General features: G+C 71.7%; 14 protein-coding genes. 9 read left to right on the top strand and 5 right to left on the bottom strand.

Annotation, left to right across the window (positions count from 1 at the left end; translation table 11 throughout):
* Positions 1-11: 11 nt before the first annotated feature.
* Positions 12-248 carry a hypothetical protein gene (locus P1K89_RS03345; protein ID WP_284614941.1) on the top strand — a complete coding sequence of 79 codons (237 nt, stop codon included), beginning with the start codon at positions 12-14 and terminating at the stop codon, positions 246-248.
* Positions 249-308: 60 nt separating this feature from the next.
* On the opposite strand, the gene P1K89_RS03340 is transcribed toward P1K89_RS03345, so the two are convergent.
* Positions 309-605 carry a hypothetical protein gene (locus P1K89_RS03340; RefSeq protein ID WP_284614940.1) on the bottom strand — a complete coding sequence of 99 codons (297 nt, stop codon included), beginning with the start codon at positions 603-605 and terminating at the stop codon, positions 309-311.
* A 224-nt stretch (positions 606-829) separates the two neighbouring features.
* Here P1K89_RS03340 and P1K89_RS03335 point away from each other — a divergent pair, with 224 nt between their 5' ends.
* From P1K89_RS03335 to paaE, 7 genes are all read left to right on the top strand, one after another.
* The gene (locus P1K89_RS03335) at positions 830-1405 is read left to right on the top strand and encodes a hypothetical protein (protein WP_284614939.1); all 576 of its coding nucleotides are present in this window, start codon (positions 830-832) and stop codon (positions 1403-1405) included.
* A gap of 327 nt (positions 1406-1732) precedes the next feature.
* Positions 1733-2170: a hydroxyphenylacetyl-CoA thioesterase PaaI gene (gene paaI, locus P1K89_RS03330; protein WP_284614938.1), complete on the top strand. Its 438-nt coding sequence runs from the start codon at positions 1733-1735 to the stop codon at positions 2168-2170.
* Positions 2171-2202: 32 nt separating this feature from the next.
* Positions 2203-3198: a 1,2-phenylacetyl-CoA epoxidase subunit PaaA gene (paaA, locus tag P1K89_RS03325; RefSeq protein ID WP_284614937.1), complete on the top strand. Its 996-nt coding sequence runs from the start codon at positions 2203-2205 to the stop codon at positions 3196-3198.
* On the top strand, positions 3195-3503 hold the full coding sequence (gene paaB / locus P1K89_RS03320; protein WP_284614936.1) for a 1,2-phenylacetyl-CoA epoxidase subunit PaaB: 309 nt from the start codon (positions 3195-3197) through the stop codon (positions 3501-3503). The genes paaA and paaB overlap by 4 nt, the downstream gene beginning before the upstream one ends.
* Before the next feature lie 12 nt (positions 3504-3515).
* Positions 3516-4292 (top strand): 1,2-phenylacetyl-CoA epoxidase subunit PaaC, encoded by a 777-nt coding sequence (paaC, locus tag P1K89_RS03315; RefSeq protein WP_284614935.1) that lies wholly within the window; start codon positions 3516-3518, stop codon positions 4290-4292.
* Entirely contained in the window at positions 4289-4804 is a 516-nt protein-coding gene (gene paaD, locus P1K89_RS03310) for a 1,2-phenylacetyl-CoA epoxidase subunit PaaD (protein WP_439897948.1), read from the top strand. Before paaC ends, paaD begins: the two co-directional genes overlap by 4 nt.
* A 7-nt stretch (positions 4805-4811) precedes the next feature.
* A complete protein-coding gene (gene paaE / locus P1K89_RS03305; protein WP_284614934.1) occupies positions 4812-5924 on the top strand; it encodes a 1,2-phenylacetyl-CoA epoxidase subunit PaaE in 1113 nt (370 codons plus the stop codon).
* Between the two features lie 33 nt (positions 5925-5957).
* Here paaE and P1K89_RS03300 read toward each other — a convergent pair whose 3' ends face one another.
* Genes P1K89_RS03300 through hemC form a run of 4 tightly spaced genes read right to left on the bottom strand, consistent with a single transcriptional unit; the run spans position 5958 to position 10144 of the window.
* Positions 5958-7205, bottom strand: a complete 1248-nt coding sequence (locus P1K89_RS03300; protein ID WP_284614933.1) for a heme biosynthesis HemY N-terminal domain-containing protein — start codon at positions 7203-7205, stop codon at positions 5958-5960.
* Between the two features lie 16 nt (positions 7206-7221).
* On the bottom strand, positions 7222-8409 hold the full coding sequence (locus P1K89_RS03295; RefSeq protein ID WP_284614932.1) for a uroporphyrinogen-III C-methyltransferase: 1188 nt from the start codon (positions 8407-8409) through the stop codon (positions 7222-7224).
* Positions 8406-9206 (bottom strand): uroporphyrinogen-III synthase, encoded by an 801-nt coding sequence (locus P1K89_RS03290; protein WP_284614931.1) that lies wholly within the window; start codon positions 9204-9206, stop codon positions 8406-8408. Before P1K89_RS03290 ends, P1K89_RS03295 begins: the two co-directional genes overlap by 4 nt.
* An 8-nt stretch (positions 9207-9214) precedes the next feature.
* A complete protein-coding gene (gene hemC, locus P1K89_RS03285) occupies positions 9215-10144 on the bottom strand; it encodes a hydroxymethylbilane synthase (protein WP_284614930.1) in 930 nt (309 codons plus the stop codon).
* Between the two features lie 93 nt (positions 10145-10237).
* Here hemC and ppc point away from each other — a divergent pair, with 93 nt between their 5' ends.
* Positions 10238-13096 carry a phosphoenolpyruvate carboxylase gene (gene ppc, locus P1K89_RS03280; protein WP_284614929.1) on the top strand — a complete coding sequence of 953 codons (2859 nt, stop codon included), beginning with the start codon at positions 10238-10240 and terminating at the stop codon, positions 13094-13096.
* The last annotated feature ends 77 nt before the right edge of the window (positions 13097-13173 follow it).

Genomic DNA, 13173 nt, shown 5'->3' with positions numbered 1-13173 from the left:
GGAGAACCGTGATGGACAAGCGACTGCAATGGCTGGACTCGTTCGAGGCCCGCGGCTCCGACGGCCGGACCTACCAGGTGCGCGCCTACGAGCACCTGGTGCGCGACGAATCGCTGCCGACCGGTGTGGACCACTGGGAGCCGACCGGCCTGGCCGAGTACCGGCTGGCCGACGGTGCGCGCGTCGAAGCGCGCCCCGACGGCAAGCTGACGCTGGCCAATGGCGTCGAGCTGGCGCCGCCGGCCTGATCGCCGGGCCGCGCTGCCGCGTTCTTTGCGCGGCAGCACGCGGTGCTTCAAGCAGGCCGCTCAGGCCTGCGAGTTCATGTAGCGCAGCAGCTGCGACATGCCGAAGTCGGTGGTGAAGCCTGCTGCGCTGCCGATGTTCTGCTTGTAGACCATGCTGCCGCGGATCAGGTCGGTGTGGTTGCCCTTGGACTTCGACCACACGATGAAGTCCTTGCCGACGTGCACGTGCGGGTACTTGTTCTCCGACGGCACGAAGATGTCCTTGCCCTGCGCGACGTACGTGGCCACGTCGAAGTAGCTGCTGTACAGGTCGTTGGACGTGACCCACTCGCGCACCATCTTGATCGTCAACGGCATCTCTCGGCTCCCCGGGGGATTGGTGATTGGATGCGCCGCAGCTTAGGGCGCGCGGCCGGTCGTCGTCGATTGACGAAATGCACATCGCCGTCGGCGCGCGGCGCACGACCGACGGCGGCGCGGCACCCTGGACGTCTAGGGATGGGCAGCACGCGGATGCGCGGTTTCAATGCGCGCCGGCCGCGACTGGCGGCCGACCCACCATCCGATCCGGAGACCCCTGCATGAACCGACTGTCCACGGCCCTGTGCCGCTCCCTCCTCGGGCTGGCCGCCGCCACCGCCACGTGCGGCGCCGCGCTCGCCGCCGAGGGTGCCGCCGTCGCCACGTCCACCGCCACCAGCGTCGCGACCCCATCGGTCACCGGCCCCGTGCGCCGCGTGCTGACGGCGCGCCTGCGCGTCACCGAGACCGTGCTCTTCACCGGCCTGCCGCCGTGCTTCGCGTACAGCACCGTGCAAGGCACCGGCACTTCGAACGTGCTGGGCAACCTGCGTGTTAACGCGACGGACTGCGTCAACCCGGAGGGCGGCTTCACGCCGGGCGGGCTCAACCACCTGAGCTTCGCCAGCCTGCCCGGCACGCTGGTCTTCACCACGGCCAACGGCGAGCGCATCCACGCCAGCTACAGCGGCACGGTGGACCCGTGGGGGCGCCTGCGCGGTCACTTCGTGGTCACCGGCGGCACCGGCACCTACTTCGGGGCCACCGGCGGCGGCACCCTCAGCGGCCAGATGGACCTGTCGCAGATCGTCACCGCGCAGGGCCTGATCGATGCCGCCGGCGAGATCACCTATTGATCCGCAGGCAGCGCCCGCCGCAGGGCGTTCTGCACTGCGCGAGGGCCAACAAATGAAACCTCCGTGCACGGTGCGATCGCCCTAGACTGCGGTCCGCCGGTCGCACTCCTTTCCTCCCTCCCAATCCCGCGACCGGATTTCGCGCCACGCAGTTTCCTGCGTGGCGATTTCTTTTCCAGGCCCCCCTCTTCGCGAACCGGCGGGGAAGCGCCGGCCCCGGGATCGACCCGGGTTGCGGGCCCCGGCACGCTCGCTCTATCATCGACCGAACGGTCGGTCGAACATCGGCCGCCCCCTTTTGACCAAGCCTCCCCGCCAGGAGACCGCATGGCCGAGCGCAATCCGCAGCAGACCGCCGAATTCGTGCGCGACCGCATGTATGCCAACGACCGCGTGTCCCAGGGCCTGGGCATGCGCGTGACGCAGATCGGCCCCGGCAACTCGACCGTGACGATGACCGTGCGCGAGGACATGCTCAACGGCCATGCGCTGTGCCATGGCGGCCTGATCGCCACGCTGGCCGACACCGCGTTCGCCTTCGCCTGCAACGCCTACAACGAGCGCACGGTGGCGTCGGGCTTCTCGCTCGACCTCCATGCGCCCGCGCACCTGGGCGACGTGCTGACCGCCCGCTGCTTCGAGCAGGCGAAGACCGGCCGCACCGGCGTCTACGACACCGAGGTGCACAACCAGCGCGGCGAACGCATCGCCCTCTTCCGCGGCCGCTCCTACACCCAGCGCGGCCGCCCCGCGGTGGAAGGCTGAACCGCGCACACCGCCGCTTCGAAAGGCGCCCGATGTACACACAAGCCCTGGATGCCCCCGATCCCGACGCGCTGCGCGCGCCCCCGGCCGATGCCTCCCAGCTCCAGCAGCGCTTCGACGCCCGCATCGACGCCGGCGACTTCATCGAAGCCAAGGACTGGATGCCCGAGCACTACCGCAAGACGCTGGTGCGGCAGATCAGCCAGCATGCGCACTCGGAGATCGTCGGCATGCTGCCCGAGGGCAACTGGATCAGCCGCGCGCCGACGCTCAAGCGCAAGGCCATCCTGCTGGCCAAGGTGCAGGACGAAGGCGGCCACGGGCTCTACCTGTACGCCGCAGCGGAGACGCTGGGCACCTCGCGCGACCAGATGATCGACGCGCTGCATTCGGGCAAGGCCAAGTACAGCTCGATCTTCAACTACCCGACCTTGACCTGGGCCGACGTCGGCACCATCGGCTGGCTGGTCGACGGCGCGGCGATCATGAACCAGGTGCCGCTGTGCCGCTGCTCGTATGCGCCGTATGCGCGCGCGATGATCCGCATCTGCCGCGAAGAGAGCTTCCACCAACGCCAGGGCTTCGAGAGCCTCCTGACGATGATGCAGCACGGCACCGACGCGCAGCGCGCGATGGTGCAGGACGCGGTGGACCGCTGGTGGTGGCCGTCGATCATGATGTTCGGGCCGCCGGACGACCAGTCGCCCAACTCCGCGCAGTCGATGCGCTGGGGCATCAAGCGCATCAGCAACGACGAGCTGCGCCAGAAGTTCATCGACGCCACCGTCGATCAGGCCAAGGTGCTCGGCGTCACGCTGCCCGACCCCGACCTGAAGTGGAACGAGGAACGCGGCCACCACGACCACGGCACGATCGACTGGGACGAGTTCAAGCGCGTGCTGGCCGGCGACGGCCCGTGCAACCGCGAGCGCCTGGCCGCGCGCGTGAAGGCCTGGGACGAGGGGGCATGGGTGCGCGAGGCCGCGCTGGCGCATGCCGCCAAGCACGCCGCAGGAGCGGACGCATGAGCAACGATCAGGGCACCCCGACCACCACCGAATGGCCGCTGTGGGAAGTGTTCGTGCGCAGCAAGGCCGGCCTCGACCACAAGCATTGCGGCAGCCTGCACGCCGCTGATCCGAAGATGGCGCTGCAGATGGCGCGCGAGGTCTATACGCGGCGCCAGGAAGGCGTGAGCCTGTGGGTGGTGCGCTCGGACCAGATCGTCGCCAGCGACCCCGGCGACAAGGAGATGCTGTTCGACCCGATGGAGGACAAGGTCTACCGTCATCCCACCTTCTACAAGCTGCCGCAGGCGGTCGACCACCTCTGACCGACCCATCCGATGCAAGCCTCGATCACCCTCGCCCCGGACGCGACGCAGCAGTACCTGCTGCGCATCGCCGACACCTGCCTGATCCTCGCGCAGCGCACCAGCGAGTGGTGCGGCCACGGGCCGGTGCTGGAAGAAGACATCGCGCTGGCCAACATGGCGCTCGACCTGCTGGGCCAGTCCCGCGCGCTGCTGGCGCATGCCGGCACGCTCGGCGCCACCCGCTACGACGAGGACCAGCTCGCCTTCCTGCGCGACGAGCGGGACTACCGCAACGTCACGCTGGTCGAGCTGCCGCGCGGCGACTTCGCGGTCACCGTGCTGCGCAACCTCTTCGTCGCCGGCTTCCTGAAGGCGCTGTGGGCACGCCTGGCCGAACAATCGAAGGACGCCGAGCTGGCCGCCATCGCCGCGAAGGCGCTGAAGGAAGCGCGCTACCACCAGCAGCATGCGGCGGACTGGCTGCTGCGCCTGGCGGACGGCACGGCCGAATCCCGACGACGCGTCGAATCGGCGTTGGCACTGTTGTGGCCCTACACCGCCGAGCTGTTCGAGGACGACGCGATCGATGCCGCGGCCGATGGTGCCCGGCTCGGCCCGCGCTGGTCCGCGCTGCACGAGCCCTGGCTCGCGGAGCTGGTGCCGCTGTTCGATGCCGCGAACCTGGCCCTGCCCTCGACCGGCGCCTTCCGCTCGACCGGCAAGCAGGGGCGCCACAGCGAGCACATGGGCTTCCTGCTCGCCGAGATGCAGCACCTGCAGCGCGCCTACCCGGGAGGCGCCTGGTGAACGCGGTCGCGGCGCGCATCTCCGCGGCCTGGCGCGTGCTCGACGGCGTGCCCGACCCCGAGGTGCCGGCGCTGTCGGTGCGCGACCTCGGCATCGTGCGCGACGTGGTCGAGCATGCCGACGGCCTCGAGGTGGTGCTGACGCCGACCTACTCCGGCTGCCCGGCCACCGAGGCCATCGCCAGCGACGTCGTGCGCGCGCTCGACGAGGCCGGCCTCGGCCCGGCCCGCACCACGCTGCGCCGCGCGCCGGCCTGGACCACCGACTGGATCAGCGACGCCGGCCGCAGCAAGCTGCAGGCCGCCGGCATCGCGCCGCCGCAGCGCACCGACCCGGCGCCTGCGGCCACCGCGCAACCGATCGTCTTCAGCCCGCGCCGCCCGACGCCCGCGTGCCCCCGCTGCGCGAGCCCGCGCACCGAGCGCCTGTCGGCCTTCGGTTCCACCGCCTGCAAGGCGCTCTACCGCTGCCTCGACTGCCGCGAACCCTTCGAACATTTCAAACCGATTTGAATCCGCGATGAGCGCCCTCTTCCACCCGCTGCGCGTGCGCTCGATCCGCCCCGACACCGCCGAGGCGGTGGTGGTCGCCTTCGACGTGCCGCCCGATCTGCGCGAGGTCTTCGGCTTCACGCAGGGCCAGTACCTGACCCTGCGCACGAAGATCGACGGCCACGAGGTTCGGCGCTCGTACTCGATCTGCGCCGGCGTCGACGACGGCGAGCTGCGCGTCGGCGTGCGCCAGGTCGCCGGCGGCGTCTTCTCGAACTGGATCAACCGCCAGCTGCGCGAGGGCGACGTCATCGACGTGATGGCGCCGCAGGGCCGCTTCTTCGTGCCGCTGGACCCGGCGTCGCATCGCCACCATGTCGGCTTCGCCGGCGGCAGCGGCATCACGCCCATCCTGTCGATCGCCAAGACGGTGCTGGCCCGGGAGCCGCACAGCCGCTTCACGCTGGTCTACGGCAACCGGCGGCTCGCGTCGACGATGTTCAAGGAAGAGCTCGAGGACCTGAAGAACAAGTACATCGCGCGGCTCGCGATCCACCATGTCTTCTCCGACGAGCCGGGCGACGGCTCGCCGCTGCTGAACGGCGTGCTCGAGCGCCACAAGATCGGTGCGCTGCTGGACACGCTGATCCCGCCCGCGACGATCGCCGAGGCCTACGTCTGCGGCCCGTTCGCGATGAACGACGAGGCCGAAGCCGCGCTGCTGGCCGCCGGCGTGCCCGAGCAGCGCATCCACATCGAACGCTTCGGCATCGCGCCGCAGTCGGGCGCCGCCGGTGAGGCCGGCGCCGGCGGCAGCGTCGACGCCATCGTGCATGCCGCCGCGCCGGGCGATGCCGACGAAGCGCGGGTGACGATCATCCGCGACGGCCTGCGCCGCGAGGTGGTCTTCCGCCGCGACCAGCCGAGCATCCTCGACTGCGCGACCGCCGCCGGCCTGGAGATGCCCTACTCCTGCACCTCCGGCGTCTGCGGCACCTGCCGCGCGAAGCTCATCGACGGCCAGGTGCGCATGGAGCGCAACTTCGCGCTCGACAAGCAGGAAGTCGCCGCCGGCTTCGTGCTGACCTGCCAGGCCCATCCGCTGACCGAGCGGGTCACGCTGTCGTTCGACGATCGCTAGCGCGGTAAGCGAGCGTCCGCCCGCTCGACTGCCTCAGTCGATGGCCGCCGCCGCGCGCTCGCAGTCGGCGGCGCGGCGCTCGTCGGATTCCTCCCTCGCCAGCGCCGCCAGCGTGCGCCAGGCGCGCCGGCGTGCGCGCGGCTCCAGCGCCGGGTCCTTCGCCGCCTGTTCCAGCGGCTTGCGCGCCTTGCCCCACAGCTGGCGCTGGAACAGCACCGCGCCGACGGCGCCCTGCACGGCCGATTCGGTGGGATGGTCGCGCTGCGCCGCCTCGACGCGCGGCAGCCAGTCGGCACCGACGCCGGCCACGGCGTCCACCAGCGCCAGCGCCACCTGCGCGCGGCCGTCGACACCCAGCGCGTCGAAGCGGTCCCACAACGGCCGCAGCCAGCCGCAGCCGTCCTCGGGATGGTGCAGCGCCGCGGCGCGACGCGCGGCGCGCGCAGCGACGAAGGGGTCGCGCTGGTCGGCGGCATCGAACTGGTGCCAGGCGCGCCGCAACTGCTCGATGTCGTGGGCCTCGTCGAGCACCTCGAAGGCCAGCGAGCGCAGCAGGCCCTGTGCCGCGGCGCTGGAGAAGGCCTGGTGATTGGCCAGCAGGCGGGCGGTGTGCAGCGCCTCGAGCGGCCGGCGGGCCAGCCGCGATGCCTGCAGCTTCAGCCGCAGCGCCTGCGTCCGGCGCGCGACCCCCGGCGGCAGTTCGGCCAGCCAGGTTTCCGCCGTCGCCGCATCGCGATCGTCCAGCGCCCACTCCGCCGCCAGCAGCCGGGCGCCTTCGTCGATCAGCGCGCCGCCGCGCTGCCCCGGGCGCAGCACCCGCTTGAGCATCTCGTCGCGGCGGCCGCGGTCCTGCAGCTTGTGCAGGCTGCCCGCGGCCAGCAGGTGCGCGAGCACGCGGAACTCGCGCCCGCCGCCGCCCGCGCCGACCGCGCCGTCATCACCCGCGGCCAGCGCACGCTGCGCGGCCTTGTAGGCCCGGGTGTAGCGGCCGCCGTAGTACTCGGCCATCGCCTCGCGCAGCGCCGCCTGCGCGGCGCGCTCGACGCGCAGCGCGCGCCACTCGCGCGCGCGCTCGGGCAGCCCGATCAGCGAGTTGATCGCCTGCACCGCCGAGAAGATCACGAAACCGGCGCCGAGCGCGGCCAGCATGAAGAAGTTCAGCGACATGTCCAGCCGCCACGCGCCCCAGTAGAAGGACGCGACGCCGTCGTTGTCGCCCAGCGTCAGCGCCGCGACCACGGCGACGACGAACAGCAGGACCAGCCAGATGACGCTGCGCATCGCGAGGCGGGCGGGGCTAGCGGCCGGCCTGAGCGGCCGCGATCGCCGCCAGCGTCTCGTCGGGCCGCGGCAGGCTCATCTGGCGCGCCTGGCTGGCCACCTGGCGCACCAGCTCGGTGGCGGTGGCCACGCGGCGCGAGTTGCGGTCGAAGTAGCGGTCGAGCGAGGACTGCACGTCGCGCAGGTCGCTCTGCGCGGTGTCGAACTGGCGGGACAGCAGCGCCAGCCGCGCGTTCAGCAGGCGCAGCTTCAGGTTCTCGCGCAGGAACCAGGTCTGCTCCGGCGCGACGAGCATCGCCTCCGGGTTGTCGATGCGCGTCACGCGCACCAGCGAGCGCACTTCGGACCAGACCCGGCCCGACGCCGCGTTCCACGCGCCGGTCGCCCAGCCCCACCAGTCCTGCTGGGCAGGCGGCGCCGGCTCGCCGTTCTTCAGCACCCGGCCGGCGGGTGCCGACGCGGCGCCGGGGGCGGCCACCCGGCGCTCCGGCTGCGCCAGCAGCGGCAGCTCATCGGCCAGGCGCGCGGCTTCGTCGAGCTTGATCGCCAACGTCGCGATGTCCGTCGTCGCGACGGCCTTGGCGCGGTCGATGTCGCGCGACAGCGCACGCCGCACGCGCTCGGTGCGCGGCTGGTTGATGCGTGCGAGCCGGTCCTCGGCCTGGCGCAGCGCGCTGACCAGGGGTTCGGCGCTGCCGGTGATGGCGCTCTGCTGCACGGCGACGCGGATGGCCGCGTCGACGTCGGCCAGCACGTTCTCGTCGCGTGAGCGCGACAGCTGCTGGATCAACTCCTCGAGCTGGCTGCGCTGCAGCGCGGTCTCGGCGACGCGGGCCTCGAGCAGCGCCACCTTGGCCTCGGCGGCGCGCGAGGTCTCCTGCGCCTGCTTGGCCGCGGCGCGGGCCTCGACCGCCTGGCTCTGGCTGTCGTGCTGGCGGCGCACCAGCTCCTGCTCCAGCGACTTCAGGCGCTGCTGGCTGTAGATCGCCAGCGTCAGGCTGGCCACCGCCAATGCCCCGATCAGCGCGGCGGCCGCGAACCAGGCGCGGCGCGACAGGCCGGTGGCGGCCGGGGCCATCGCGGCAGGCGACGCCGTGGCCGGGGCGGTGGCGGGCGCGGAAGAGGCCGAGGCCGAGGCGGTCACCGTGGGCTCGGCCCCGGCGGGCTCGGCGCCACGGTCGGGGGTCGGGGCGATGGAATTCACGGTCGCGATGAAGGGTCGCGGGATTGTATAGAGCGCCTCACCCGCGCCGCGACCGCCTCGGGCGTCACGTCGACCTGTTCGACATCACCGAAGCCGAGCGACCGTGCGGTGTCCGCGATGCGCTCATGGGTGGCCAGCGCCGAGGCGCGCGACCAGTCGGCCGATGGCGCCAGCGCCGGCAGCTGCCGCACCGCCTCGCTGCTGCTGAGCAGCCAGCAGTGCGCCGTGGGCCGCGACAGCGCGTCGGCCAGCAGCGCCTGCTGCGGTGCATCGAGGCGCGGCGCGGCACGCCGGTAGGCCTCGGCGAAGGCCACTTCGGCCCCTGCGGATCGAAGGGTCTCGGCCAGCCAGTCGCGCCCGCCTTCGCCGCGCACGATCAGCACGCGGCGGCCGCGCCAGCCGATTGCCATCGACTGCAACCGCTGCCAAAGCGCTTCGGAATCGAAGCGGCCGCCCTCGGGCGACGGGGTGACGATCGCAGCCTCCGGCACGCCGGCGCGGCGCAGGGCCGCATGCGTGCCCGGACCGGTGCCGCCGGCGATCGGTGCGTCCGGTGCCGAGAACGCGGCAACCAGGGCCGGCTCGGCACCGTCGAAGAAACGCTCGACCGCGCTCGGGCTGACGAACATCACCAGCGCCATGCGGCCGACCGCTTCGCGCGCACGGCACAGCGCCGCCGGATCGGGCGCCTCGTCGATCGCCAGCAGCGGCAGCGCGACGGCATCGACGCCCAGCGCCTGCAGCATCGCAACCCATTCGTCGGCCTGCGGCTGCGGCCGGGTCACCAGCACGCGCATCGCGTCGATCAGGCTGCGAGGTAGTCGGCCGCCCCGGCGTCGCGCAGCTGCGCGGCGGCGGTCTCGCCGAGCAGCGTCGCCTGGCCGGCATCCGCCACCAGGCCTTCGACCCGCGTTCGCAGCAGCGGCCGTTCCGGATGCTCGGGATGGCCGAGCGCCGCGGTCAGCACCAGCTGGTCGCCCTCGCACATCGCGTGGGCGGCCAGCGGCATGCTGCAGCTGCCGCCGAGCGCGCGCGACACGGCGCGTTCGGCATGCGCGGCCAGCCAGGTCGGGCGGTGGATCAGGCCGGAGACCTGGGCGATCAACTCGGTCGGCGCGGTCGCCGGCATCTCGATGCCCAGTGCGCCCTGGCCGGCCGCGGGAATCATCTGCTCGGGCTCGAAGCGCGCGCGGATGCGGTCGCCAAGCCCCAGGCGCATCAGCCCGGCGGCGGCCAGCACGATGGCGTCGTAGCCGCCCTCGTCGAGCTTGCGCAGCCGCGTATCGAGGTTGCCGCGCAGCGGCTCGATGCGCAAATCGGGCCGCAGGTTCATCAGCTGCACCACGCGGCGCAGGCTCGAGGTGCCGACCACCGCGCCCGGCGGCAGCGCCGCGAGCTCGTCGAAGCGGTTCGAGACGAAGGCGTCGCGCGGGTCCTCGCGCTCCAGGATCGCCGCCAGCACGAAGCCGGGCGGCAACTCCATCGGCACGTCTTTCAGCGAGTGCACCGCGATCTGGGCGCGGCCTTCCTCGAGCGCCACCTCGAGCTCCTTGACGAACAGGCCCTTGCCACCGACCTTGGACAGCGTGCGGTCGAGGATCTGGTCGCCGCGGGTGGTCATGCCGAGCAGCTCGACGGCGAGGCCGAAACGATCGGCGAGCAGCGCGCGCACATGCTCGGCCTGCCACAGCGCGAGGCGGCTTTCGCGGGTGGCGATGCGGATGGGATGCGACATGCGGCGAATTATCGGCCGCGGGTCGGCAAGCCCGCTGATACCATCGGCACCGTTGCCGTTTGGTAATCCGGTTACACCGCCAGGAGCTTTCCGATGCCTCGTCCTGCTCGCCCCGCACGCCGTTCGACCGTGCCCCGTTCCAGTGCGCCGACACTCGACGCGCAGGACGCCGCCGCGAAGAACAAGCCGCTGGTCGACGATATCCGGTTACTCGGCCGCATCCTGGGCGACGTGATCCGCGAGCAGGAAGGCAAGGAGGCCTTCGAGCTGATCGAGCGCGTGCGCCAGCTGTCGGTGGGCTACCGGCTGAAGAAGGACGCCTCGGCCGGCCGCGTGCTCGACCGCCTGCTGAAGAACCTGTCCGGCGACCAGACGGTCAGCGTGATCCGCGCCTTCAGCTACTTCTCGCACCTGGCCAACATCGCCGAGGACCGCCACCACGTGCGCCGCCGGCTGCACCACGAGCGCCAGGGCCACCTGCAGGAAGGCTCGCTGGCGCTGACCTTCGAGCGCCTGCACAAGGCCGACATTCGTGCGGCCGACGTCGCGCAGACGCTGCAGCACGCCTACATCTCGCCGGTGCTGACCGCGCACCCGACCGAGGTGCAGCGCAGGAGCATCCTCGACGCCGAGCGCGCGATCGCCGAGCTGGTGGGCCAGCGCGACGAGCTGCACACCGAGCGCGAGCTGCGCGACAACGAAGACGCGATCCGCGCCCGCGTGACGCAGCTGTGGCAGACGCGCATGCTGCGCTACACCAAGCTGACCGTCGCCGACGAGATCGAGAACGCGCTGAGCTACTACCCCAGCACCTTCCTGCGCCAGATCCCGCGGCTGTACCGCGAATTGGAGCAGCAGCTCGCCGGCCACCCGGTGCCGAGCTTCCTGCGCATGGGCCACTGGATCGGCGGCGACCGCGACGGCAACCCGAACGTCACCGCCGACACGCTGCGCCAGGCGCTGGCGCGGCAGGCCGAGGTGGCGCTGCGCTTCTACCTGACCGAGGTGCACGAGCTCGGCGCCGAGCTGTCGATCAGCAACATGCTGGCCGGCGTGACGCCCGAGATGCACGCACTGGCCGAACGCTCTGGCGACCGCAACGCGCACCGCATGGACGAGCCGTACCGCCGCGCGCTGATCGGCATGTACTCGCGCCTGGCCGCGACGCTGCATGCGCTGACCGGCACCGAGGCGCTGCGCCACGCGGTCGCGCCGCAGGCCCCCTACCGCACGCCGGCCGAGTTCCTGGCCGACCTGCAGGTCATCGAGGCGTCGCTGCGCTCGCACCACGCGCAGGCGCTGATCGGCCCGCGCCTCGCGCCGCTGCAACGCGCGGTGCAGGTCTTCGGCTTCCACCTGGCCACCGTGGACCTGCGCCAGAGCTCGGACAAGCACGAGGCCGTGATCGCCGAGCTGCTGCAGCAGGCGCGCATCGAGCCCGACTACGCGGCGCTCGACGAGGCCGCGCGCCAGGCGCTGCTGATGCAACTGCTCAACGATGCACGGCCGCTGCGCGTGCGCGGCGGCACGTACTCGGAGCTGGCCGTCAGCGAGCTGGCGATCTTTGAAACGGCGGTCGACATGCTCGATCGCTTCGGCCGCGAGGCGCTGCGCCACTACATCATCTCGCACACCGAGACGGTCAGCGACCTGCTGGAAGTGCTGCTGCTGCAGAAGGAGTGCGGCCTGCTCACCGGCACGCTGGACGACGGCGCGACCAACGCGCTGATCGTCGTGCCGCTGTTCGAGACCATCGGCGACCTGCGCCAGGCCTCGGCCGTCATGCGCGGGTTCTATGCGCTGCCCGGCATCACCGAGCTGGTGAAACGTTCCGGCGGCGAGCAGGACATCATGCTGGGCTACAGCGACAGCAACAAGGACGGCGGCTTCTTCACCAGCAACTGGGAGCTGTACCGCGCGGAGATCGCGCTGGTGTCGCTGTTCGATCCGCTGGAGGCCGAGCACGGCATCACGCTGCGGCTGTTCCACGGCCGAGGCGGCACGGTCGGCCGCGGCGGCGGCCCGAGCTACCAGGCCATCCTGGCGCAGCCGCCCGGCACGGTGAAGGGCCAGATCCGGCTGACCGAACAAGGCGAGGTGATCGGCTCGAAGTACGCGCACCCGGAGATCGGCCGGCGCAACCTCGAGACGCTGGTCGCCGCGACGCTGGAAGCGACGCTGCTGCACCGCGGCGGCGGCGCCTCGCCCGCCTCGTCTTCACGCGCCGGCGCGCCCAAGGCCTTCCTCGACGCCGCCGCGCAGATCAGCGACGCCAGCTTCGCGGCCTACCGCAAGCTGGTCTACGAGACCCCGGGCTTCACCGACTACTTCTTCGCCGCGACGCCGATCCGCGAGATCGCCGAGCTGAACATCGGCTCGCGCCCGGCCTCGCGCAAGGCGACACGCGCGATCGAGGACCTGCGCGCGATCCCCTGGGGCTTCTCGTGGGGCCAGTGCCGCGTCGCGCTGCCGGGCTGGTGCGGCTTCGGCTCGGCGATCGAAAGCTTCCTGGGCGATGCCAGGCAGCGCAAGGCGCGGCTGGAGCTGCTGCAGCGCATGTACAAACAATGGCCGTTCTTCCGCACGCTGCTGTCCAACCTGGACATGGTGCTGGCCAAGAGCGACCTGCGCATCGCCGCACGCTATGTCGAGCTGGTCGAGGATCCGCGCATCGCCAAGCGCATCTTCACCGCGGTGAAGGCCGAGTGGGAGCGCACGCAGGAGGCGCTGTCATTGATCACCGGCGATGCCCAACGGCTGCAGAGCAACCCGGCGCTGGCGCGCTCGATCGAGCACCGCTTCCCCTACCTCGACCCGCTGAACCACCTGCAGGTCGAGCTGATGCGCCGCTACCGGCAGCGCAAGGACAACGATCCGTCGATGGAGCGGGTGCAGCGCGGCATCCACATCTCGATCAACGGCATCGCGGCGGGCCTGCGCAACACCGGCTGAACCACCTGTTCAGGGGGGCCGACCGCGGCGGCCCAGTGCAAAAGTGTGAATGACGTTGCCTGGCGCGCGCACTAAGC

The sequence above is a fragment of the Aquabacterium humicola genome (genome assembly GCF_030167915.1).
GTDB classification, from domain to species: domain Bacteria; phylum Pseudomonadota; class Gammaproteobacteria; order Burkholderiales; family Burkholderiaceae_C; genus Pseudaquabacterium; species Pseudaquabacterium humicola.
The sequence above is the reverse complement of the archived record's forward strand: the minus strand, read 5'-3'. Positions and strand labels throughout refer to the sequence as shown.